Annotated in this window: 22 protein-coding genes; 8 read left to right on the top strand and 14 right to left on the bottom strand. The window is 67.5% G+C overall.

What is annotated here, in order from left to right; translation table 11 throughout:
* Positions 1–21: 21 nt before the first annotated feature.
* The 10 genes from ABQE89_RS00490 to ABQE89_RS00445 all read right to left on the bottom strand — a co-directional run bounded on the left by ABQE89_RS00490 (position 22) and on the right by ABQE89_RS00445 (position 8,746).
* A complete protein-coding gene (locus ABQE89_RS00490; protein WP_448413017.1) occupies positions 22–1,458 on the bottom strand; it encodes an HNH endonuclease signature motif containing protein in 1,437 nt (478 codons plus the stop codon).
* 32 nt (positions 1,459–1,490) lie between these two features.
* Positions 1,491–2,363 (bottom strand): SDR family NAD(P)-dependent oxidoreductase, encoded by an 873-nt coding sequence (locus tag ABQE89_RS00485; protein WP_448413542.1) that lies wholly within the window; start codon positions 2,361–2,363, stop codon positions 1,491–1,493.
* Complete coding sequence (locus ABQE89_RS00480; protein WP_448413015.1) at positions 2,359–2,793, bottom strand: nuclear transport factor 2 family protein; 435 nt, start codon at positions 2,791–2,793, stop codon at positions 2,359–2,361. The genes ABQE89_RS00485 and ABQE89_RS00480 overlap by 5 nt, the downstream gene beginning before the upstream one ends.
* A 5-nt stretch (positions 2,794–2,798) precedes the next feature.
* Positions 2,799–3,926, bottom strand: coding sequence for an NDMA-dependent alcohol dehydrogenase (locus tag ABQE89_RS00475; protein ID WP_448413013.1), 1,128 nt, complete (start codon positions 3,924–3,926; stop codon positions 2,799–2,801).
* A gap of 89 nt (positions 3,927–4,015) precedes the next feature.
* Positions 4,016–4,555 (bottom strand): nuclear transport factor 2 family protein, encoded by a 540-nt coding sequence (locus ABQE89_RS00470; RefSeq protein ID WP_448413011.1) that lies wholly within the window; start codon positions 4,553–4,555, stop codon positions 4,016–4,018.
* Between the two features lie 13 nt (positions 4,556–4,568).
* Positions 4,569–4,772: a ferredoxin Fdx gene (locus ABQE89_RS00465; protein ID WP_448413010.1), complete on the bottom strand. Its 204-nt coding sequence runs from the start codon at positions 4,770–4,772 to the stop codon at positions 4,569–4,571.
* A gap of 10 nt (positions 4,773–4,782) precedes the next feature.
* Complete coding sequence (locus ABQE89_RS00460; protein ID WP_448413008.1) at positions 4,783–6,132, bottom strand: lanosterol 14-alpha demethylase; 1,350 nt, start codon at positions 6,130–6,132, stop codon at positions 4,783–4,785.
* Complete coding sequence (locus tag ABQE89_RS00455) at positions 6,129–6,956, bottom strand: SDR family oxidoreductase (RefSeq protein ID WP_448413006.1); 828 nt, start codon at positions 6,954–6,956, stop codon at positions 6,129–6,131. The genes ABQE89_RS00460 and ABQE89_RS00455 overlap by 4 nt, the downstream gene beginning before the upstream one ends.
* Positions 6,957–8,165 (bottom strand): cytochrome P450, encoded by a 1,209-nt coding sequence (locus ABQE89_RS00450; RefSeq protein WP_448413004.1) that lies wholly within the window; start codon positions 8,163–8,165, stop codon positions 6,957–6,959.
* Positions 8,162–8,746: a TetR family transcriptional regulator gene (locus tag ABQE89_RS00445; protein ID WP_448413002.1), complete on the bottom strand. Its 585-nt coding sequence runs from the start codon at positions 8,744–8,746 to the stop codon at positions 8,162–8,164. Before ABQE89_RS00445 ends, ABQE89_RS00450 begins: the two co-directional genes overlap by 4 nt.
* Positions 8,747–8,886: 140 nt before the next feature.
* Here ABQE89_RS00445 and ABQE89_RS00440 point away from each other — a divergent pair, with 140 nt between their 5' ends.
* From ABQE89_RS00440 to ABQE89_RS00420, 5 genes are read left to right on the top strand one after another with little or no spacing between them, the layout of a single operon-like run.
* Positions 8,887–10,353, top strand: a complete 1,467-nt coding sequence (locus tag ABQE89_RS00440; protein ID WP_448413000.1) for an aldehyde dehydrogenase — start codon at positions 8,887–8,889, stop codon at positions 10,351–10,353.
* A gap of 32 nt (positions 10,354–10,385) precedes the next feature.
* The gene (locus ABQE89_RS00435) at positions 10,386–11,138 is read left to right on the top strand and encodes an SDR family oxidoreductase (protein ID WP_448412998.1); all 753 of its coding nucleotides are present in this window, start codon (positions 10,386–10,388) and stop codon (positions 11,136–11,138) included.
* The gene (locus tag ABQE89_RS00430) at positions 11,135–11,986 is read left to right on the top strand and encodes an NAD(P)-dependent oxidoreductase (RefSeq protein ID WP_448412996.1); all 852 of its coding nucleotides are present in this window, start codon (positions 11,135–11,137) and stop codon (positions 11,984–11,986) included. Before ABQE89_RS00435 ends, ABQE89_RS00430 begins: the two co-directional genes overlap by 4 nt.
* Before the next feature lie 5 nt (positions 11,987–11,991).
* Positions 11,992–12,435, top strand: a complete 444-nt coding sequence (locus ABQE89_RS00425) for a carboxymuconolactone decarboxylase family protein (RefSeq protein WP_448412994.1) — start codon at positions 11,992–11,994, stop codon at positions 12,433–12,435.
* Positions 12,425–13,651, top strand: a complete 1,227-nt coding sequence (locus ABQE89_RS00420) for a hypothetical protein (protein WP_448412992.1) — start codon at positions 12,425–12,427, stop codon at positions 13,649–13,651. Before ABQE89_RS00425 ends, ABQE89_RS00420 begins: the two co-directional genes overlap by 11 nt.
* On the opposite strand, the gene ABQE89_RS00415 is transcribed toward ABQE89_RS00420, so the two are convergent.
* Both ABQE89_RS00415 and ABQE89_RS00410 read right to left on the bottom strand, forming a co-directional pair.
* Positions 13,590–14,246, bottom strand: a complete 657-nt coding sequence (locus ABQE89_RS00415) for a TetR/AcrR family transcriptional regulator (protein ID WP_448412990.1) — start codon at positions 14,244–14,246, stop codon at positions 13,590–13,592. The genes ABQE89_RS00420 and ABQE89_RS00415 overlap by 62 nt on opposite strands.
* Positions 14,246–15,475, bottom strand: coding sequence for a cytochrome P450 (locus ABQE89_RS00410; RefSeq protein ID WP_448412988.1), 1,230 nt, complete (start codon positions 15,473–15,475; stop codon positions 14,246–14,248). Before ABQE89_RS00410 ends, ABQE89_RS00415 begins: the two co-directional genes overlap by 1 nt.
* Positions 15,476–15,538: 63 nt before the next feature.
* On the opposite strand from ABQE89_RS00410, the gene purD reads away from it, so the two are divergent.
* A complete protein-coding gene (gene purD, locus ABQE89_RS00405; protein WP_448412986.1) occupies positions 15,539–16,807 on the top strand; it encodes a phosphoribosylamine--glycine ligase in 1,269 nt (422 codons plus the stop codon).
* A gap of 5 nt (positions 16,808–16,812) precedes the next feature.
* Here the strand turns inward: purD and ABQE89_RS00400 are convergent, their stop codons facing one another.
* Positions 16,813–17,637, bottom strand: coding sequence for an alpha/beta hydrolase (locus ABQE89_RS00400; RefSeq protein WP_448412984.1), 825 nt, complete (start codon positions 17,635–17,637; stop codon positions 16,813–16,815).
* A 57-nt stretch (positions 17,638–17,694) separates the two neighbouring features.
* Between ABQE89_RS00400 and ABQE89_RS00395 the strand changes: the two genes are divergently transcribed.
* Positions 17,695–18,324, top strand: coding sequence for a TetR/AcrR family transcriptional regulator (locus ABQE89_RS00395; protein ID WP_448412982.1), 630 nt, complete (start codon positions 17,695–17,697; stop codon positions 18,322–18,324).
* Positions 18,325–18,336: 12 nt separating this feature from the next.
* A complete protein-coding gene (locus ABQE89_RS00390; protein WP_448412980.1) occupies positions 18,337–19,761 on the top strand; it encodes an APC family permease in 1,425 nt (474 codons plus the stop codon).
* Here the strand turns inward: ABQE89_RS00390 and ABQE89_RS00385 are convergent.
* The gene (locus ABQE89_RS00385) at positions 19,758–20,492 is read right to left on the bottom strand and encodes a DUF429 domain-containing protein (RefSeq protein ID WP_448412978.1); all 735 of its coding nucleotides are present in this window, start codon (positions 20,490–20,492) and stop codon (positions 19,758–19,760) included. The genes ABQE89_RS00390 and ABQE89_RS00385 overlap by 4 nt on opposite strands.
* Positions 20,493–20,531: the final 39 nt, after the last annotated feature.

Raw genomic sequence — 20,531 nt, 5'->3', positions numbered from 1 at the left:
GGTCACCAAGCATAGTGAGCCTCAGCTCGGTGGCGGCTTGTCGCGTTCGCCCACGCAGCCGTCGTTGAGTGCGCGCTCGGCCATGATTCGCCGCAAGAAGTACTCGGCGCGGGTCTGACGTCGACGCGGCATCATCGCGGTCCTGTTGGGTGCCTGCGGGGGTGGCGGTACCGCAGGCAGCTCGGCGGTGGCGGTGTTCCACTCGGGAAAGTAGAGCCGGCTACTCGGACGTGTCACATAGGTTCTGCCGCTGGGCGCCGTCCAGATCACAGTGCCGTCGGGTCGCTGCTCGTCAAGCCAGCCCCAGAAAGTTTTCAGAAGATGATGAAGTCGGCATAGACATTTGGTGTTGGACGGGTGCGTGGGGCCCGCCGGATATGGCGTGGTGTGGTCGACATCGCAGACCTCCGCCGGTCGGTCGCAGCCGGGGAACCTGCATGTCATATCGCGCATGCGGATGAACCGCGCGAGTCTTCGCGACGGCCGGTAGCGGGGTTCCGTAGCGGCGCTGCGCTTCTCGACCATCTTCACGGTGGCGCCGTTCTTGATCAGCTCGGCAAGCAGCGGTGTCGGAACCACCCCGCCGCCGAGGATCAATGCCGCAGGGGCCTTCTTGGCCTCCTTGGGCTTCGCCGGCTCTTTCGTGGCGGTTTGCACCGTCGCCTCGTCGGCGATGATGTTGACGACAACCTTGCCCGCCCGCGGATCCTCGCCGGCCGAGGGACATTCGGCCGCACCGCATTTGCACGCAAGGTGATCACCGCCGGCGGCGATCACCCCGGCCGCATCGGAGCGCCGCTCGCCCTCGGTCCTGGGGTCGTCGTCGCAGACTTCGTCCGCCATCCGCGCGATCCGACGCTGCAGCAGCTTTGCGTCGGTGGACAGCAGACTGCCCCACATAGACGTCGTACCGGTCTCGTCATCGGGCTTGCCGAACTGGACATCGCGGTTGCGGACCGCCTCCCGGAACCGACGCTTCGCCCCCGGGTCGTAGGTCTCGATCAGCGCGTCGATGGCCCTGTCGAGCTGGGCCAGTGACAATTTGCCCCACTTCTCGGCACGCTCGGCGATGGCTGCGTCGATCTGGCGTTGCGGTTCGCCGTCCACGACAAGCTGGGTCCGCCAGGTGATCGTCGAGACCAATTGCGCGCTGAGGCGGCCCGCGGCGAAAAGCTCCGCGACCTTGGGCAGGCTCTCCTGCAGGGCCATCCCGATACGCATCTCACGCGAAGCGGCCCTGCGACCGATCCCCATCGCCGCGGCCACCTCGGCCGCCGCGCAGGCCCAACCGTCGACGACCCAGTTCTCGTGCTCCCCGTCGGGCTCGGTGCGGCGCACGGTGAGCTCCGTGATCGCCGCCAAGCGCCGCGCCGCCACCGCCGCTTCGGCTCGGGCGCACTCCTCGATCGCGGCGACGACGGTGGCGTCGTCGGCGGAGGAGAATTCGGCGGTGAACATACGTTCGATTGTGGCATGGTGTACCGACGGATTCAGCTGCGTTCTGCGCGCCTGTGGATAAAGCCGTCGAGCTCGGTGATCGACCACGGCGGGCTGTTCTGGTGGTCCCGGTAGGCGATCACGCTGGGGGCCGGACGGTCGAAGCGGCCGACGAAGCCCCCGGCGGCGATGAGGATCTGACCGGTCACGTCCCTGGCCAGATCGCCGGCCAGGTAGGCATAGGTCGACGCGGCGTACTCGGGCGGCGGCGCATCGAGTGCGGCCTGTGTGCTCACGTCGTCGAGCAGCCCGCGCCGATGCAACTGCATGATGTGCGCTTCGTACTCGGCGCCGCTCGACAGCCGCGTCTTCGCGCCGGGGCACACCACGTTGGCCCGCACCCCGTGCTCGCGCAGTTCGGCGGCGATTGCCAGCGTCAACCCGTTGACCCCGCCCTTGCCCGCCGGATACCCGGTGCCGCCGTAGTCGCCGAGGAACGCGAACGAACTGGTGTTGACGATCGCGCCGCCACCCTGGGCCACCATCTTCGGCGCCGCCGCCCGGCAGGTCTCGAACGTCGTGAGCAGGTGCGAGTCGAGCAGGTCGTGAAACAGCTCGCTGGTGACCTCGAGGATCGACTCGCTGGCCAGACCCGGCTTGCCCGCGCAGTTGATCAGGATGTCGATGCGGCCGAATTCGCTTGTGCACCTGTCGATCAGGGCATCGGCGACGCCGGGGTTGCTCGGGGATCCGGGGTGGGCGACCGCGCCGTCGATCCGCTCGGCGGCCTGTGTCGCGGCCTCGGCGTCGCGCCCGTTGATCACCACGGCGGCACCCTGTGCGGCGAGCAGTTCGGCGACCGCCAACCCGATGCCACGCGACCCGCCGACGACGACCGCGGCCTTACCGGTCAGCGGCAGGCTAATTCTTCTGCTCCACCTGCCCGAACTCCATCATGTCCAGGTTCCAGTAGCCGCGCAGGTTGGTGAGCAACCCGGCGTCGTCGACCTTGTAGGTGAACACCCCGCGCACCGTGCTCGTCATCCCGTTCTCGAACTTCGAACGCAGCACCAGGATGTGGGCGATCTCGCGGGGTGAACTGGACGGAAACGTCTCCTCGCAGGTGATGCGCAGGTCGTTCGGCGCGATGTTGGCGTCGTAGAACGCCGCGACGGCCTCCTTACCCCGCAGGCCGTCGCCGTCGGGGTTGGTGACGGACTGACCGATCGGATCCTCGATGACGACGTCGTCGGCCATCAGGGCGAGCCAACCGTCCTTGTCGTGGGCGTGCACACAGCGCCAGGAGTTGTGCGACGCCGCCAGCGCCGGCGTCTTCTCCGTGGTCTCTGCCGACATCGTGGCTACCGGTCCTCGTCGGTGTAGCGGATGACACCGCGGATGTTGCGGCCCTCGAGCATGTCCTTGTAGCCCTCGTTGATCTGCTCCAGCTTGTACTGGCGCGTGATCATGTCGTCGAGGTTGAGCTTGCCCGCCTTGTACATCGACAGCAGCTGCGGAATGTCGTAGTGCGGGTTGCCGCCGCCGAAGATGGTGCCCTGCAGGTTCTTCTGCAGCAGGGTCAGCATCGCCAGGTTGAGGTTCACCTCGGTGTCGAGCAGGCTGCCGATGGCGGTCAGCACGCAGGTGCCGCCCTTGGCGGTGAGGCTGAGGTAGTTCTCGACGTCCTTGCCGTGCAGTTCGCCGACGGTGACGATCACCTTGTGGGCCATCAGCCCCCAGGTGACCTCGGCGATGCCTGCCATCGCCGACTCCCAGTCCGGATAGGCATGCGTGGCACCGAATTTCAGCGCCTGGTCGCGCTTCCACTCCACCGGGTCGATGGCGAAGATCCGACGCGCACCCGCGGTGACCGCGCCCTGCAGCGCGCCCATGCCGACTCCGCCGATGCCGACGATCGCGACGTCCTCACCGGGCCGGACGTCGCCGCTGCGCACCGCCGAGCCGTATCCGGTGGTGACACCGCAGCCGACCAGGCAGGCCACCTCGAACGGGATGTCCTTGTCGATCTTCACCACCGAGCTCTTGTGCACGACCATGTAGGGGCTGAACGTGCCCAGCAGGGTCATCGGGAAGACGGGCTGGCCCTTGGCGTGGATGCGGTGTGTGCCGTCGGAGACCGCGGTGCCGCCGAGCAGGCCGGCGCCGAGGTCACACAGGTTGCGCATCCCGGCCTGACACGACGGACACCGCCCGCACGACGGGATGAACGAGAGCACCACGTGGTCGCCCGGCTCGAGGTCCTCGACCCCGGGGCCGACCTCGGTGACGACGCCCGCGCCCTCGTGCCCGCCGAGCACCGGGAAGCCGCCCATCGGGATGCCGCCGGTGACCAGGTGGTGGTCGGAGTGGCACATCCCCGACGCTTCCATCTGGATCTTGACCTCGTCTTGGACCGGGTCGCCGATCTCGATCTCCTCGATCGTCCACGGCTTGTTGAACTCCCAGATGAGCGCGCCTTTTGTCTTCATGTCAGGTGCCTTCCGCTAGAGCTTCTGACCCCACACTAGAGGCATTAGTTACGTGCGTCACAGCCGCCCCCAATCAACTGCTTGGCCGACTACCAGAGCGGTGCCGGGGCCTGGCCCAGCGGGTAGTAGCCGGGCAGCTTCTCTCCGGCCAGCGACCGCTCGATGCGCTTCTGCATGCCCGGGGACAGGTCGCCGGACTCGATGAGCTTCGCGTACCCCTTGGCGACGTGGCCGAAGTCGAAGAAGTCGCGCTGCCACTCGATGAGCAGGTTGTCGTCGAGCCGGAACCAGCTGCCGCCGATGCCGTAGATCTCGTCGGTGGTGCCGTCGGACTTGTTGACGATCTGCTTCCAGAACCCGACGATCTCGTTCTGCTTCTCGTCGACGAGCACCTTCTGGTACTCGTAGACCCAGTTCTCCAGGCCCTCCATCTCCAGGCCGAGTGCGACGTCGCGGATCTCGGCCTTGCCGACGCACATGACGTCCTCCTTGGGGCCGATGTTCCAGCCGTAGGTCGCGTCGTCGGTGTAGAACTCGGCCAACGGCTTCCAGTCGCCGGCCTTCTCGCATTCCCGGTTGGTCTCGAGCCACCGGTCGACCCACTGGTCCAGTTGTTCGCGTGACGCCATTGTCTTGCCTCTCCTAATCGGTCTCTTTGATGGATAACGCTCGGGTGGGACACATCTCGACGGCGCGTTCGATCTCATCGCGGGCGTCGTCGGGCGGTTCGGGGTCGAGGATCTCGACCTTTCCGCGCTTGGGCACCGAGAAGTAGTCCGGTGCCTCCAGTTCGCACATGGCGTGGCCCTGGCACAGGTCCAGATCGACTTTTACTCGATAGCCCATCGGCTGCCCCCTAGACCCGCTTGCGGTAGCGCGCCTTGGCCGGACGTGCCAGCTGCACCACCATCTTCGAATGATCGTTGCGGTAGGTCTCGGGTGGCTGCGCCATCTCGAACTCGTACTCCCGCAACAGGACCGAGAAGATCGCCTTGATCTGCATGGTCGCGAACGCCGCACCCACGCACCGATGCCTGCCCGCTCCGAACGGAATCCAGGTCCACCGGTTGATGATGTCGGCCTGTTCGGGCTTGTTGTAGCGGTCCGGGTTGAACACGTCGGGCTCGGGGAAGTCCTCGGCGATCCGGTTGGAGATCGCCGGTGAGGCGGCGACGAAGTCGCCCTTGTGGATGGGAAAGCCGGCCACCTCGAACTCGCCCTGGGCCACCCGCATCAGGATGATCAGCGGCGGGTGCAGCCGCAGCGTCTCCTTGAGCACGTTCTCCAGTTTCGGAATCTGGCGCAGCGCATGGAAACTGACCTCTTGGCCGTCGGCGTAGAGCTCGTCGAGTTCGGCCTGCACCTCGGCGTAGATCTGCGGATGGCGCAGCAGCTCGATCAGCGTCCACGCCGACGTGCCCGAACTGGTGTGGTGGCCCGCGAACATCAGCGAGATGAACATGCCGGTGATCTCGTCGGCCGAGAACCGCAGGTCGCCGTTCTCGTCGCGGATCGAGACCAGCACGTCGAGCATGTCGCGATCGCTCTTGTCCTTCGGCGGGTTGGCGATCCGCTCGTCCATGATCTCCTGCACCAGCGCAACGAGTTTCACCCGCGCCTCGTCGCGGCGGCGGAAGCTCTCGATCGGCAGGTACGGGTCGACGTAGCACAGCGGGTCGGTGCCGCGCTCGAGGTCGTGGTAGTACTCGGCGAACCGGTGGTCGAGTTGGTCGCGGAACTTCAGCCCGATCAGACAGGCCGTGGAGGTGTAGATGGTCAACTCGGCGAAGAAGTCGAGCAGGTCGATCTCGCCCTCGGTTCCCCAGTCGGCGATCATCTTCTTGACTTCGCCCTCGATGGTGACCGCATGACCCTTCATCTGCTCGCCGCGCAGCGCCGAGTTGTGCAGCATCTCCTTGCGCCGCTCCGGGCTGGCGTCGAACACCACGCCCTCGCCGAAGATCGGGGTCATGAACGGGTAGGCCTCGGCCTGGTCGAGATCCTCGTCGGCGGACCGGAAGAAGAACTCGTTGGCCTCGGCGCCCGACAGCAGGATCACGTGCTTGTCGACGAGTTGAAACCAGCCGACGTCACCGCACTCGTCGCGGACCCGCTGCATCAGCCCGATGGGATCGGTGCGGAACTCCTCGAGGTGTCCGTGTTCCTCTTCGCCGCCGGAAACGCGGGGCACTGTTGCGGTAGTCACGATCCTGGCATCCCTTCCTCACCCAGGGCGAGCTTCTGACGGTCCTTGGTGTCGGCCAACGGCGCCTCGGGCTGCAGTTCCATGTTGGCGATGAACCCGCCGCGCGGCGTCTCGGCTACGAACGCGATGGCGCGGGCGAGGTCCGCGGCGCGCAGGAAGTAATCGTGGCGGGCCTGGCCCCACTTGGCCCAATCCTCAAGGGCGGGACCGATCTTCTCTGCGGGCAGACTCCAGCCCATCCCGGTCTTGGTCGGACCCGGATGCACGATGGAAGCGCGCACACCGGTGCCCTCGAGTTCCATCTGCAGGTTGGTCACCATGGCCACCAGCCCGGCCTTGGCGGCGCCGTAGGCGCCCATGTGCGGGCGCTGACGCAATGCGACGTCGGAGCCGACGAAGATCAGATCGCCGCGCCGGCGTTCGATCATGCCCGGCAGCACCGCGGTGGCCAGGCGGTTGGCGCCGATCAGGTGGATCTGCAGCTGTGACTCGAAATCGTCGGTGCTGATCTCGGCGAGCTTGCCGAAGTAGGTGTCGCCGGCGCCCGCGACCAGTACCTCGATCTCCCCGAGCGCGTCGACAGACTGTGCGACAAACGATTTCACCGAATCGGGGTCGATCACGTCGAGGTGGAAGCCCACCGCCTCGCCACCGTCGGCGCGGATCTTGCCGACGGTCTCGTCGAGCTTGTCCACCCGGCGCGCCCCCAGCGCCACCGGGAAACCGTTCGCGGCCAACCGGATTGCGGTGGCCTGTCCAATGCCCGACGAGGCGCCTGCGACGATCGCGGGTCTGCGCTCGGGCAGTGGTTCGAAGCGTGCCATCTATGCGACCTCCACCATGATCGGTAGGTGAGCGAATCCGCGGACATTGCTCGAGTGGACGCGGACGGCGCTGGCCTCGTCGACCTGGTATCCGCGGATTCGCTTGAACAGCTCCGTCAACGCCACCCGGGCCTCCATCCGGGCCAGGTGAGCGCCGAGACAGAAGTGCGCGCCACTGCCGAAGCTCATCAGCTTCGAGCCGATGTCACGGCCGATCAGATAGGTGTCGGGATCGTCGAACACCCGCTCGTCGCGATGCGCCGACCCCGGCAGCAACAGGAGCACGTCGCCCTCGGGAATCGTGGTGTTATACAGCGTCAGTTCCCCGGACACCGTGCGGGCCAGGATCTGGCTGGAGGTGTCATAGCGCAGCGTCTCCTCGACCCACAGCGGGATCCGGTCCAGATCCTGGTACAGCGGGGCGATCTGGTCGGGGTTCTTGAACCCCCAATACGCGGCGTTGGCAAGCAGTTTCGTGGTGGTCTCGTTGCCCGCGATCACCATCAGGAACATGAAGCCCAGGATCTCGTCGTCGGTGAGGCGGTCACCGTCGATCTCGGCCTGCAACAGCGCCGACGTCAGGTCGTCGGTGAGCTTCTTGCGACGCTCGGCCACCATCTCCTGGTAGTAGACGATCAGGTTGAGCGAGGCCTCGATGGCGGACTCGGGCACGTCGGTCACGCCGTCCTCGCGGTGCATGACACCGTCGGCGAGCGCGCGGATGCGGTCGCGGTCGGCTTGCGGGACGCCCATCAACTCGCTGATGACGTCCATCGGCAGTTTGCCCGCGAAGTCGGCGACGAAGTCGACGGTGTCGGGGGCCTTCTCGAGCATCACGTCGAGGTGCCGCACGGCCAGTTCGGTGACGCGCGGCTCCAACTCGCGGATGCGGCGCGGGGTGAAGCCCTTGGACACCAGGGTGCGCAGCCGTAGATGCTCGGGGTCGTCCATCGCCAGAAACGACATCGTCTTGCTGGCGTGTGGGCCGCGGGACACCGGGTCCAGCGAGACGCCGTCGCGGTTGGACAGCGTGGTGCTGTTGCGGAAGCCCTGCAGCACGTCCTGGTGCCGTGACAGCGCCCAGAAGCCGAGGCGCGCATTGTGATACAGCGGCGCCTCGTCACGCAGGCGCTTGTAGTACGGGTACGGGTCCTCGTGGAAGTCGTAGTCGTAGGGATCCAGTACGACGTCACTGGCCGAGACGGTCATGGGCCTTCTCCGACTATCAGGCCGACCACATAGGTGAGGCGGTCGGCGATCTGGTGGTAGGTGAATGCGCCACTGCCCGCGTTGACCAGGGCGCCGAAGAACGTCATCTCCAGGGCCGACAGCGTGCGCGGGTCGGCGTCCGGGCCGAGCGCCGAGCGGATGCGGCGGTGGATCTCCGCGCCGATGCGGTCGCGCACCGAGCGCACCGCTTCGTCGTTGCCGCCCAGCAGTGCCGTCGTGCACGCGGCGGCGACCTCGGGTTCGTCGGCGACCGTCAGGGCCATCGCGCGCAACGTCTTCTCGACGCGTGACACCCTGCTCTCGTTGACGTCGGTGAAGTAGGGAACCTTGCGAATCAGGTCCAGATACACCTCGGCGATGAGATGGTTCTTCGAGGAGAAGTAGGTATAGGCGGTCGCGGGGGCGACCTTGGCCCGCGCGGCCACCGCGCGCACGGTCAGGTCCGCGTAGGAGGACTCGCGCAGCATCTCGACCCCGGCGGCGAGCACCTTGTTGAAGGTCTCTTCCTGCCGGCGATTGCGTGGCTGCTGTGCGACGCCAACCACGGGATCACTGGACACATGTCCAACCTATCCGACGGCCGCTGCTGGCGGCAAGTGCACAGGTGAAAAGGCCCCCTTGCCTGCCGCCACCGTCTGGGGCTAAGGTTCGTGGGTAACGCAGTCGGACAGTTGTCCAGTAGCCTCGACACAGGAGTCGTATGGGAATCGCGGCGGATCGCGAGAGTCAACTGCTCATCGACGGCAAGCTCGTCGGGGGCGGGGCCGGCACGTTTCACACCGTCAACCCCGCCACCGAGGAAGTGCTCGGGGTCGCCGCCGACGCGACCGCCGACGACATGGACCGTGCGATCGAGGCCGCCCGGCGCGCGTTCGACAACACCGACTGGTCGACGAACACCGAGTTGCGGGTGCGCTGCATCCGCCAACTGCAGGCCGCGATGCGTGAGCACGTCGAGACGCTGCGTGACCTCACGATCGCCGAGGTGGGCGCCCCGCGGATGCTGACCGCCGCGGCGCAACTCGAAGGCCCCGTCGAGGACCTGAGTTTCTGCGCCGAGACCGCCGAGTCCTACCAGTGGAGTACCGATCTGGGCGTGGCCGAGCCGATGGGCATCAAGACGCGCCGCACCATCGCTCGCGAGGCGGTCGGGGTGGTCGGGGCGATCACGCCGTGGAACTTCCCGCACCAGATCAACCTCGCGAAGCTGGGTCCCGCGCTGGCCGCGGGCAACACCGTCGTCCTCAAGCCGGCGCCGGACACCCCTTGGTGCGCGGCGATTCTCGGTGAGCTGATCGCCGAGCACACCGACTTTCCGCCCGGCGTGGTCAACATCGTGACCTCCGGCGACCACGGGGTCGGCGCGCTGTTGTCCAAAGATCCGCGGGTGGACATGGTGTCGTTCACCGGGTCGACGGCCACCGGTCGCGCGGTGATGGCCGACGGCGCGCCCACGCTGAAGAAGGTGTTCCTCGAACTCGGCGGCAAGTCGGCGTTTCTGGTGCTCGACGACGCGGATCTGGCAGCGGCCTGCGCGATGTCGGCGTTCACCGCGTCGATGCACGCCGGTCAGGGTTGCGCGATCACGACCAGGCTGGTGGTGCCCCGGGAGCGCTACGACGAGGCGGTCGAGGCGGCCGCGGGCACGATGGCCGGCATCAGGCCGGGCGACCCCGACGATGCCGGTACGGTCTGCGGGCCGGTGATCTCGGCGCGCCAGCGCGACCGGGTGCAGGGCTATCTGGACTCCGCCGTCGCCGAGGGTGGCACCTTCGCCTGCGGTGGCGGCCGCCCCGCCGACCGTGCCACCGGGTTCTTCATCGAGCCCACCGTGATCGCGGGCCTGGACAACAGCGCGAAGGTGGCCCGCGAAGAGATCTTCGGCCCGGTGCTGACGGTGATCGCCCACGACGGCGACGACGACGCGGTGCGGATCGCCAACGATTCGCCCTACGGGCTGTCCGGCACGGTGTTCTCCGCCGACGCCGAACGCGCCGCGGGCATCGCGGCGCGGATGCGGGTGGGCACGGTAAACGTCAACGGCGGTGTCTGGTATTCGGCCGACGTGCCGTTCGGCGGCTACAAGCAGTCCGGTATCGGCCGCGAGATGGGTCTGGCCGGATTCGAGGAATACCTGGAGATCAAGGCGATCGCGACAGCGGTCTGACCGCTGGGTGGCCGTTCGGCAGAGAGGAAGAGATGGGGCAGTTCGACGAGAAGGTCGCGATCGTCACCGGTTCCGGTGGCGGCATCGGCCAGGCCTACGCGGAGGCGCTGGCCCGTGAGGGCGCCGCCGTGGTGGTGGCCGACATCAACGCCGAGGCGGCCGATGCCGTGGCCAAGCAGATCAGCGCCGACGGGGGCACGGCGCTGGCCGTGCCCGTCGATGTCTCCGACATCGACTCGGCCAAGGCCATGGCCGACCGCACGCTCGCGGAGTTCGGCGGCATCGACTACCTGGTGAACAACGCCGCCATCTTCGGTGGGATGAAGCTGGACCTGCTGCTCACCGTCGACTGGGACTACTACAAGAAATTCATGAGCGTGAACATGGACGGCGCGCTGGTGTGCACCAGGGCGGTGTACAAGAAGATGGCCAAGCGCGGCGGCGGCGCCATCGTCAACCAGTCCTCCACCGCGGCGTGGCTCTATGCGAACTTCTACGGTCTGGCCAAGGTCGGCGTCAACGGCCTGACCCAACAACTGTCGCGTGAACTGGGCGGGATGAACATCCGGATCAACGCGATCGCCCCCGGCCCCATCGACACCGAGGCCAACCGCACCACCACCCCGCAGGAGATGGTGGCCGACATCGTCAAGGGAATTCCGTTGTCGCGCATGGGGCAGACCGACGACCTGGTCGGCATGTGCCTGTTTCTGCTCTCGGACCAGGCCAAGTGGATCACCGGTCAGATCTTCAACGTCGACGGCGGACAGATAATCCGGTCATGAGCGAACAACCGAAACTCGGCTACATCGGACTGGGCAACCAAGGGGCGCCGATGGCCAAGCGCCTGGTCGAGTGGCCCGGCGGGTTGATCGTCTTCGACGTGCGCACCGAGGCAATGACCCCGCTGGCCGAACTCGGTGCGACGCTGGCCGACGGCGTCGCCGACGTCGCGGCGGCCGATGTCATCAGCGTCACCGTGCTCAACGACGAGCAGGTGCGTGACGTGGTCGGCCTACTCGCCGAACAGGCCAAGCCGGGCACCGTCATCGCGATCCACTCGACTATCGAGCCTGACACCGCACCGGAGCTGGCGGACCAGTTGCGGCCGAAGGGCATTCACATCGTGGATGCGCCTGTCAGTGGGGGCGCCGGCGCGGCCGACAAGGGTGAGCTGGTCGTCATGGTCGGCGCCGACGACGAGGCGTACACAGCGGTCAAACCGGTCTTCAAACAGTGGGCGTCGCTGGTGGTGCGCGCGGGCGAGCCGGGCGCGGGCACCCGGATGAAGCTGGCCCGCAACATGTTGACGTTCATCGGGTTCGCCGCCGCCTGTGAGGCGCAGGCGCTCGCCGAGGCGGCGGGGATCGATCTGCAGAAGCTGGGTCGGGTAGTGCGGCACAGCGACGCGCAGAGCGGCGGGCCCGGCGCGATCATGTACCGCGACGACACCAAACCGCTGACGTCGGACCACTTTCTGCACGACCCGTTCGTGCACACCCGCGGGCTCGGAGAGAAGGACCTGAAGCTGGCGCTGGCGCTTGGTGAGGCGACCGGCGTCGACCTGCCGCTGGCCGAGGTGGCTCTGAAGAATCTGGCCGCCGGTCTCGGTGTGCCGCACACGAAGGAGTGAGTCAGATGGACGAGCTGCGCCGCAAGGGCCTCGAGAAGATGAACGAGGTCTACGGCTGGGAGATGCCCAACGTCGAAGGTGACGAGTTCTTCGCGCTGACCGCCGACCATCTGTTCGGCAACATCTGGACGCGGCCGGGGCTGTCGATGCGCGACAAGCGGATGATGACCTTGACCGTGGTGACCGCGTTGGGCAACCAGGACCTCGCCGAGATCCAGATCAACGCCGCGCTGCACAACGAAGAGCTCACCGTGGAAGAGTTGCAGGAGATGGCGATCTTCCTCACCCACTACCTCGGCTTCCCGTTGGGCTCCAAGCTCGACGGCGCGGTCAAGAAGGTGGCCAAGCAACGTAAGAAGGCCGCCGCCAAGGGTGAGGGCGAGGACAAGAAGGCCAATGTGAACGCGGCCATCAAGATGCACTCGGGCGGGAAACTCGGTGACAAGTAGGTACGCCGAGCTGTCGCGGGACCAGCTGGCGATGCTGGTCCCCGAATTGCTGCTCATCGGGCAGCTGATCGACCGGTCCGGAATGGCTTGGTGCATTCAGGAATTCGGCCGCGAGGAGATGTTGCAGATCGCGATCGAGGAGTGGATGGGCGCCAGCCCCATCTACACCAACCGCATGCAGAAGGCGCTGCGGTACGAGGGCGACGACGTCATCACGATCTTCAAGGGTCTGCAGCTCGACATCGGCGCCCCGCCGCAGTTCATGGACTTTCGTTACACCGTGCACGACCGTTGGCACGGCGAGTTCCACCTCGACCACTGCGGTGCGCTGCTCGACGTCGAACCGATGGGCGAGGACTACGTGCGCGGCATGTGTCACGACATCGAGGACCCGACGTTCGACGCCACCGCGGTGGCCACCAACCGCCGGGCGCAGATCCGTCCGATCCACCGCCCGCCCCGGGTGCCCGCCGACCGTCATCCGCACTGCGCGTGGACGGTGATCATCGACGAGTCCCATCCGCAGGTCGACGACCACCCCGCCATGGACGTCATCCGTCGAACACACGCCGCCAGAACCGAACTCGACCCGATCGAGACGTCCGACGAGGGCCGCGCCGACTACACCGGCCCGCTGCTGTCCGACCTGGACTTCGCGGCGTTCTCGCGTTCGGCCCTGATCCGGATCGCCGACGAGGTCTGCCTGCAGATGCACCTGCTGAACCTGTCGTATGTGCTGGCCGTCGAAAAGCGCTGCGGCACCAACGTCGAGCTGGCCAAGGTCATCTGCACCAAGCAGCTGATCGGCCTGGCCGGGGTGGCCGCCGACCGCATCCATCGCGCGCTTTCACTGCCCGGCGGCATCGACGGTGCGGTCGAGGTGCTGCGGTGGCATCCGCTGCTGAACCCGGCCGCCTACGTCGACGCCGAACTCGGGCCCGACACCGTGACCGTGCGCCGCTCGCCTGCACACGAGGACGGGGCGTGGGTGTCGTTGGTGACGCCGGCGGAGTCGCGTCCGCTGCAGGCGATCGTCCGGGCCGTGGACCCCCATCTGGACGTGGAGGTCAGCGGCCGCGACGAGAACTGGACCGCGCGGGTGGTGCGCACCGACACCGCGGCCGAGGAGTTCTCCGAGGTGTCGGTGGCCAAGGTCAGCGGCGGGGCGTCCTGGGTGTTCGAGGACCGAAAGTCGCTGCCGCTGACGGTGCTCTGACCGGCGCGGTGATCGCCGTGCCGACCCACCGCCGCAGGTAGTCGCGAAGCTCCTCACCCTGCCGCGGCGGGCGGCCGGGATCGATGACGAACGACTGGATGATGCGCAGCAGGTGCTCGGAGAGTTCGTCGAGCTCGGCCTCGCCGAAGCCCACTGCGGCCCAGTCCACGTCGAACCGCCGCAGCATCGCGTTGGCGAACTGCATCGCGATGTCCGACGTCACGGTCTGGCTGAAATCATTGGCCCGGCCGGGCATCAGCAGCAGCCCGATGTGCTTGTCCTTGGGTATCCACTCCAGCGCGGTCGCGATGCCCTCCGCGACCGCCTCCCGGGGATCGTGCAGGCCCTGCAGATGGGTGGCCAGGCGGTCCAGGAAGTCGGTCGCCGCGAGTTGCGCCGAGGCCTGCAGAAGTGCGTCGGTGCTCGGGAAGTACCGGTACACCGTCTGGCGGGTGACCCCCAGCGTGCGCGCGACATCGCTGATCGAGAAGTCGCCGCCGCGCGCGTCGATGGCCTTGCCCGCCGCGTCGAGGATCCGCGCGATGGCCTCCTCGTCGCTCGCCGGTGTGGAACCGGACCAGCCGTGGGTTCGCATCAGCCGGCGTAGGAGACCTGTAGATCCTTGACGCCGTTGATCCAGCCAGAGCGAAGCCGTTGCGGCTCACCGAGTTTGGTGATGTCAGGAATCTGCTCGGCGATCTCGTTGAAGATCAGCTTGATCTCCATGCGGGCCAGATTGGCGCCGATGCAGTAGTGCGCGCCGTGGCCGCCGAAACCCAGATGAGGGTTCGGATCGCGCCTGATGTCGAACCGGAACGGATCGTCGAAGACCGCGTCGTCGTAGTTGGCCGAACTGTAGAACAGACCGGCGCGCTGGCCCTCGCGGATGGTGACCCCGCCGATCTCGACGTCGGTCAGCGCCGTTCGCTGGAAACAGTGCACCGGAGTGGCCCAGCGGACGATCTCGTCGGCCGCGCTCTCGGGGCGCTCACGCTTGTAGATCTCCCACTGATCGGGGTTGTCGAAAAACGCGTTCATGCCGTGGGTCATGGCATTTCGCGTCGTCTCGTTACCCGCGACGGCGAGCAGGATGACGAAGAACGCGAACTCGACGTCCTCGAGCGACTCGCCGTCCATGTCGGCGTGCACCAGCTTGGTGACGATGTCATCGGCCGGGCACCGGCGGCGCTGTTCGGCCATGCCGTAGGCGTAGCCCATCAACTCGGCGTTGGCAGCGGCGTAATCGGTCTCGAAGTCCGGGTCGTCGGTGTTCATGATGGAGTTGGTCCAGCCGAACAGCTTCTCGCGGTCGGCTTCCGGCACGCCGATGAGGTCGGCGATCGCGAGCAGCGGTAGGCCCATCGCAATGTCGTCGACGAAGTTTCCGCTGCCCTTCTCCTTTGCCGCGCTGACGATTTCGCGTGCGGCCGCGGCCAGTTTGTCCTCCAGCGTGGCGACCGAACGCGGGGTGAACAACCGCGAGATCAGCTTGCGCAGCCGGGTGTGCTCGGGGGCGTCGTGGTTGATCAGCAACGCCTTGGTCAGTTCGAGTTGGTCGGCGGTGGTGCCTTCCGGTAGCCGCATCACCGCGCCCTTGCGGTTGGTCGACCACAGGTGCCCGTCACGCGAGATCGACTTGATGTCCTCGTGCCGGCTGATCACCCAGTAGCCGCCGTCGTCGAAGATCGACTCGGGTTGCTCGTTCCACCAGACCGGCGCGGTTTTGCGCAGTTCGGCGAACTCCCTGACCGGTATGCCCTGCAGAAGTAGGTCGGGGTCGGTGAAGTCGAACCCGGCGCCGAACGGGCATGTGCTCTGGCTCATACCTCGACCATACACCTCACTGCGGGGTGTATGGCCGGGGCGGAGGCGATAGGGTTGGCGGTTGTGCGCGTCCTGGTTGTCGGGTCCGGAGCCCGTGAACATGCGTTGCTGCTGGCGCTTCGCCGCGATCCCGAGGTCGAGGGACTGGCCGTCGCGCCGGGCAACGCGGGCACCGCAGCGATCGCCGATCAGTACGACCTCGACATCACCTCCGGTGCGGCGGTCGCGTCGCTGGCCCAGCGCATCGGCGCCGACCTGGTGGTCATCGGACCCGAGGTGCCCCTGGTGCTCGGCGTCGCCGACGCCGTGCGCGCCGCGGGTATCGCCTGCTTCGGCCCCTCGAAGGACGCGGCGCGCATCGAGGGCGCGAAATCGTTCGGCAAGGACGTAATGGTCGCCGCGGGGGTGCGGACCGCGTCCAGCGAGATCGTCGACAACCCGGCCAACCTCGACGCGGCGCTCGACCGGTTCGGTCCGCCGGCGGGTGATCCGGCCTGGGTGGTCAAGGACGACGGCCTGGCCGCCGGTAAGGGTGTGGTGGTCACCGCCGACCGCGACGTCGCCCGCGCACACGCCGCAAGCCTGCTCGACGCGGGCCATCCCGTGCTGCTCGAGTCGTTTCTGGACGGCCCCGAGGTGTCGTTGTTCGCCGTCGTCGACGGCGAGACCGTGGTGCCGATGCTGGCCGCCCAGGACTTCAAGCGCGTCGGCGACGACGACAGCGGGCCCAACACCGGTGGTATGGGCGCCTATGCGCCGCTACCGTGGCTGCCCGACGAGGTGGTCACCACGATCGTCGACGACGTCATCAAACCCGTCGCCGCCGAGCTGGTGAAGCGCGGCAGCCCGTTCTGCGGCCTGCTCTACGCCGGCCTCGCGATCACCTCGCGTGGTCCCGCGGTGATCGAATTCAACTGTCGCTTCGGGGATCCGGAGACCCAATCGGTGCTCGCGCTGCTGGACAGCCCGCTGGGCCAGGTGCTGCACGCCGCCGCCACCGGACGGTTGGCCGAGATGCCTCCGCTGCGGTGGCGTGAAGGCGCCGCGGTGACGGTGGTGCTGGCCGCCGAGAACTACCCCGGCAAGCCCCGGGTGGGTGATGTGATCGTCGGCTGCGAAACCGACGGCGTACTGCACGCGGGCACCGCGCGCCGCGACGACGGAGCCGTCGTGTCGTCGGGCGGCCGGGTGCTCTCGGTGGTCGGCACCGGGCCGGATCTGACCACCGCACGCGAGGCGGCGTACGCGTTGATCAAGTCGATCAAGTTGCCGGGCAGTCACTTTCGCAGCGACATCGGCCTGGCCGCGGCCGAGGGACGGATCTCGGTCTAGGCCGCCTAGGTCGTCAGCAGCGGCGCCATCCAGGTCACTTCGGCGGGCAGTTGTGAGCTCCAGAAGGCGGCGTCATGGCCGCCGGGGGAGAACCCGCCCGCCGGCGGTTCGGCCAGTTGCGCGATGAACTGCTTGGTCGCCGAATAGAACGGATCGCCGGTGCCGCAATCGATCCGGATCGGAATCGCATCCAGCTCCGGCAATCCCCACACGCTGTTGGCCGCGTAGTCGTCGGCCCCGTCGAACGCGCCGGGCGCCGCCGCCCCCGCGGATGTCCACAGGGCGGGGCTGACCGCGCAGATCGCCGCGGTGCGGGGCGCACCGAGGCGCGCGCCCAGCAGCAGTGCGCCGTAGCCGCCCATCGACCAGCCCAGAAACCCCACCCGTGAGGTGTCCAGATCGTGCGAGGCCAGCACCGGGATGAGCTCGTCGAGCACCATGGCGCCGGAATTCTCACCGGAGGCCCGCTTGTGCCAATATCCGCCGCCACCGTCCACGGCCACCACGGCGACCGGCGGCAACCCCAACTCGACCGCCTGCGCCAGCCCCTGCTCGACCCCGCCTGCCATCACGGTCGCGGCGTCGCTGCCCTTGCCGTGCAACGCGATGATCGGGCGCAACGGGGCACTCTGACCCGGCGGGCGCGCGATCGCCCAGTTGGTCGTGGCGCCGCCGCGGGCCGCCGAGACGAACGAGCCGGCGACGTAGGTCGGTGCCGCCGGCGACGTCGAGGCCCTCGGCGAGGTCCCGAGCGCGACCGCCCCAGCCAGCGCACCCACGCCCAGGCGCAGAACCGCGCGGCGGGTCAGTTCGGGCATGCCCGCCATCATGCCGTACCTGCTGATGATTGGCCGAAAGCCCGATGCCACACCCACTGACCTGGCAGCATGCTTAACGTGACGGCAGCGGTCACCCCGAAGGGGGAACGTCGACGGCATGCGCTGGTCAGCGCCGCCGCCGATCTGCTGTGCGAGGGCGGGTTCGACGCGGTGCGGCACCGGGCCGTCGCCCGCCGGGCAGGGCTGCCGCTGGCGTCGACGACGTACTACTTCTCCTCTCTCGACGATCTGATCGCCAACGCGGTCGAACACGCCGGAATCCGCGAGGCCGAACAGATGCGGGCCAAGGTGGCGGCGTTGTCGCGCCGTCGCCGCGGACCCGAGTCGATCGCCGATGTGCTCGTCGATCTGTTGGTCGGCGAGGCGACCGGCCTGCGGGTCACCGAACAGTTGATCTCGCGCTACGAGCGCTACATCGCATGCGCGCGCCATCCGCGGTTGCGCGACATCGAGAACCGCATCCTGCGACAGCGCACCGATGCGGTGATGCAGGTCGTCGAACGCTCGGGCCGCCGCGCACACGCCGACCTGGTCACCGCGCTGGTGTGCGCGGTCGACGGCGCCGTGGTGGCGGCGCTGGTGGGCGCGGGAGACGGGCCGCGCGTCACGGCGCGCGCGACGCTGATCGACGTCATCGACGTGCTGGCGCCGATCGACGAACACGTGGCGCAGGTGTAGCCCAAGCAGCTGATGCCCACGCCCGACGCCGCAGACAACCAGCCCGAACTGCGGCGCGTCCTGGGCCCCGGGCTGCTGCTGCTGTTCGTCGTCGGCGACATCCTGGGCACCGGCGTCTACGCGCTCACCGGCGACGTCGCGGGCGAGGTGGGCGGTGCGGCGTGGTTGCCGTTTCTCATCGCGTTCCTGATCGCCACCATCACCGCCTTCAGCTATCTGGAGCTGGTGACCAAGTATCCGCAGGCGGCGGGCGCAGCGCTGTACGCGCACAAGGCATTCGGCATCCAGTTCGTGACGTTTCTGGTGGCGTTCGTGGTGATGTGCTCGGGCATCACCTCGGCGGCCACGGCATCGCGAGCGTTCGCCGCGAACTTCGATGTCGGCTTCGGCTTGAAGTGGGGGACGGCCGGGGTGGTGGTCGTCGCGCTGTTGTTCATGGCGCTGCTGGCCGTGGTGAACCTGCGCGGGGTCAGTGAGAGCGTCAAACTCAACGTGGTCTTGACCATCGTCGAGATCACCGGACTGGCCCTGGTGATCCTGGTCGGGCTGTGGGCCTTCACCGGCAGCGCCGATGTGGACTTCTCGCGGGTCGTGGCCTTCGAGACCGGGGAGGACAAGAGCACGTTTCTGGCGGTGTCGACGGCGACCTCGCTGGCGTTCTTCGCGATGGTCGGCTTCGAGGACTCGGTGAACATGGCCGAGGAAACCAAGGATCCGGTCAGGACGTTCCCGCGGATCCTGTTGAGCGGCTTGACCATCGCCGGCATCGTCTACGTCCTGGTGTCGATCGTGTCGGTGGCACTGGTGCCGGTCGGTGTGCTCGAGGGAAGTGACACCCCGCTGGTGGAAGTCGTCAAGGCGGGCGCTCCGGGCCTGCCGATCGACACCCTGCTGCCGTTCATCACGATGTTCGCGGTGTCCAACACGGCGCTGATCAACATGCTGATGGCCAGCAGGCTGATCTACGGTATGGCGCGTCAGTACGTGCTGCCGCCGGTGCTGGGCCGAGTGCACCCGCGCACCCGCACCCCGTGGGTGGCGATCATCTTCACCACGCTCATCGCGTTCGGGCTGATCTTCTACGTCACGGCGTTCGCCAACGAGGACGCCATCAAGGTGCTCGGCGGCACCACCTCGCTGCTGCTGCTGGCGGTGTTCGCGGTCGTCAACATCTCGGTGTTGGTGTTGCGGCGTGACGTGGTGGCGGAGGGAAGGCACTTCAAGACCCCGACCGCGCTGCCCGTGATCGGCTTCCTCACCTCGCTGTACCTGGTCACGCCGCTGTCGGGTCGGCCCGAGCAGCAGTACATCCTGGCGGCGGCGCTCATCGGTGTCGGCGTCGTGCTGTTCTTCCTCACGATGGCGATCAACCGGCAACTGGGCATCCCGGTCGCGGGTATCAGCGACCCCACGCATCTGGCCGACACTCCGGACTAGCGAAGGCTTCCGGGCAGCGTGGGCACCACGATGTAGCCGGTCGAAAAATCGCCGTAAATCGTGACATCAGCGGGACGGCGGTGGGCATACATCGCGACGTAGGCGCATAACACCGCGTCGACGGGGTCCTCGCACCTGCTCAGTTCGAACAGCCGGGTGGCGCCTGCGAGCTCGGCGCGAAGCCGCTTCCAGTCGGGGGCGTCGGTGATCTGCAGCGCGGGCCGCGCGTTGCCCAAACCCTCGATGAGATCGGCCAGTTCGGTCAGCGCCGATTTGCGGGTCACCGGATCGCGGTTGCGGCGCTTGTACTTCAGCGTTCGGCGCAGCCCGAACAACGAGATCGTCGCGGGGTGTGGATACACCTCGATCGCCCGCCGCGGCGCCGACGAGTTCGGGTCCATGTCGAGTCCGAGCCGGTCGGCCAGCACCGCGCCGCGCGGTGGGTCGAACAGCGGGTTACCGGTGTTGGTCGGATGCGCACCGGCGTGAAACGGGGCGAAGTCGCGGTTGAGCTGTCCCTCGGCAGGACGCTGACCGGTGGGATTGACGACGATCAGCGGACCGTCGATGGCGACCAGGCAGCGGTCGCGAATGTAGGGTTCGATCGCCTCGACGATGTCGTCGTCGGTCAGCGCCGTGGCGATCCGCCGCAGGCGGCCGTCGTCGTCGAGCACCGCGACACCCGTCCGATTGCGCGCGCCCCACGCAAGATCGATCCCAACGAAGTACACGGGCCCAGCCTGCCGCACCCGGACCGTAAGCTATCTGGT

It is taken from the genome of Mycolicibacterium sp. XJ1819 (genome assembly GCF_053483675.1).
The sequence above is the reverse complement of the archived record's forward strand: the minus strand, read 5'-3'. Positions and strand labels throughout refer to the sequence as shown.

What these genes read in the sequence shown, in the direction of transcription:
- ABQE89_RS00465 (WP_448413010.1), bottom strand. Translation starts at nt 4,772, where the DNA reads ATGGGCTATCGAGTAAAAGTCGATCTGGACCTGTGCCAGGGCCACGCC.
- ABQE89_RS00470 (WP_448413011.1), bottom strand. Translation starts at nt 4,555, where the DNA reads ATGGCGTCACGCGAACAACTGGACCAGTGGGTCGACCGGTGGCTCGAG.
- ABQE89_RS00440 (WP_448413000.1), top strand. Translation starts at nt 8,887, where the DNA reads ATGGGAATCGCGGCGGATCGCGAGAGTCAACTGCTCATCGACGGCAAG.
- ABQE89_RS00400 (WP_448412984.1), bottom strand. Translation starts at nt 17,637, where the DNA reads ATGATGGCGGGCATGCCCGAACTGACCCGCCGCGCGGTTCTGCGCCTG.
- ABQE89_RS00455 (WP_448413006.1), bottom strand. Translation starts at nt 6,956, where the DNA reads ATGGCACGCTTCGAACCACTGCCCGAGCGCAGACCCGCGATCGTCGCA.
- ABQE89_RS00395 (WP_448412982.1), top strand. Translation starts at nt 17,695, where the DNA reads ATGCTTAACGTGACGGCAGCGGTCACCCCGAAGGGGGAACGTCGACGG.
- ABQE89_RS00435 (WP_448412998.1), top strand. Translation starts at nt 10,386, where the DNA reads ATGGGGCAGTTCGACGAGAAGGTCGCGATCGTCACCGGTTCCGGTGGC.
- ABQE89_RS00390 (WP_448412980.1), top strand. Translation starts at nt 18,337, where the DNA reads ATGCCCACGCCCGACGCCGCAGACAACCAGCCCGAACTGCGGCGCGTC.
- ABQE89_RS00430 (WP_448412996.1), top strand. Translation starts at nt 11,135, where the DNA reads ATGAGCGAACAACCGAAACTCGGCTACATCGGACTGGGCAACCAAGGG.
- ABQE89_RS00410 (WP_448412988.1), bottom strand. Translation starts at nt 15,475, where the DNA reads ATGAGCCAGAGCACATGCCCGTTCGGCGCCGGGTTCGACTTCACCGAC.
- ABQE89_RS00450 (WP_448413004.1), bottom strand. Translation starts at nt 8,165, where the DNA reads ATGACCGTCTCGGCCAGTGACGTCGTACTGGATCCCTACGACTACGAC.
- ABQE89_RS00480 (WP_448413015.1), bottom strand. Translation starts at nt 2,793, where the DNA reads ATGTCGGCAGAGACCACGGAGAAGACGCCGGCGCTGGCGGCGTCGCAC.
- ABQE89_RS00490 (WP_448413017.1), bottom strand. Translation starts at nt 1,458, where the DNA reads ATGTTCACCGCCGAATTCTCCTCCGCCGACGACGCCACCGTCGTCGCC.
- ABQE89_RS00425 (WP_448412994.1), top strand. Translation starts at nt 11,992, where the DNA reads ATGGACGAGCTGCGCCGCAAGGGCCTCGAGAAGATGAACGAGGTCTAC.
- ABQE89_RS00475 (WP_448413013.1), bottom strand. Translation starts at nt 3,926, where the DNA reads ATGAAGACAAAAGGCGCGCTCATCTGGGAGTTCAACAAGCCGTGGACG.
- ABQE89_RS00415 (WP_448412990.1), bottom strand. Translation starts at nt 14,246, where the DNA reads ATGCGAACCCACGGCTGGTCCGGTTCCACACCGGCGAGCGACGAGGAG.